The following is a 1,177-nucleotide window of genomic DNA, read 5'->3' as shown; positions in this document are numbered from 1 at the left end:
GGATTGGTACTCGAGTTGTTTCGGGCTTGGCTTAATATTAGAATTAACTGTCATTTTAAGCACCTCTTCTTCATTGATGGAGTATTTTTATTCACACTAGGAAATAAGCTACTAACACAATTTCACTTTATTGTGATATTCATTCGAGCTAACACGAGTATATTCCTTGAATTATTAAAAAACTAAACCAAATTCCGATACCCTGCCTCTAGAAATAAAGACCACTGGAACTCAAATTGTTTTGGGCGCAGATTGTTGGGAGTTTCATAATTTTTTGAAAAACTCCAGCTTGTATATTGAATCTACTTTTTCCAGTACATTTCGACTTTCCTGCATGAATTTTACAAGCGTAATTTTCCCCTTGTTGATGAAGACACCCGTTTTCCCCCTATCCACTCCGAATGCAGCTTTATAAAGTCGCGCCCCCCCCCATGCTTGGAGCGGAAAAGAAAAGATTGCGAATCGGAATCATGTATATTGGCATCCCCGAACTTCCGTTGGGTCCTGGGCAAACACTCCTTATTTCGATACCTTCTGCAGAAGTTGACTGTGATGACATAATTTCCACATAACGTCACATGTCATAAATGATAAAAAACCGATTATCGTGAATAGATTGCATCCTTGACGCTCTTTCTCTTATCAAGCTCGTTTCGTTTAGCCCATGTGCTTTTACGGAGGTTTTTTTCTTCCAAGAGGGTGCTTCATTCATATCTTACGTTAAAGATAACCGTCCAACCCCTAGCACCCTACTAGCCAAATCCACTAGCTCGTGATCCAACTCGACTGTGACAGGTCCTATTCGCCGTTGCTCACGCCACTCTCGTAGATCCTCTTCCGTTTCCAGCTTCAGCTCTGCAATCTCTAAAGCTCGGTCGAACACATACTTTGAAGTGTACAAGAGCGTATAGATCCCTCGTCCCCCCGGAATGATCGGCTTATCCCGCTTTACCCACTCTCCTACCGTAAACTTCACATACAGTTTTTCTTCCGTGCCCGATCTTGCTGGTCGCTCGGTAATCTCCTTGCGCCGCACGACCTTCCAGTCCGAGATTTTACCGTACCAGTGAATACCCGTTTCCCCGCGTGGCTCAAACTTCTTTATCGACTGATAGAGTGCCACGTATTCTAGCTGAGTAAGCAGCTTGTGATCGGAGATATTCTCAAGCGGTACATG

General features: G+C 43.5%; 1 pseudogene. It reads right to left on the bottom strand.

Annotated features, from left to right (window positions below):
* Positions 1 to 715 precede the first annotated feature (715 nt).
* Positions 716 to 1,177 (bottom strand): annotated as a pseudogene (locus AC1DSE_RS35550) (hypothetical protein); the annotation flags it as partial.

The sequence above is a fragment of the Paenibacillus sp. 01L418 genome, assembly GCF_056400045.1.
This window is presented reverse-complemented; position numbering and strand designations above follow the sequence as displayed.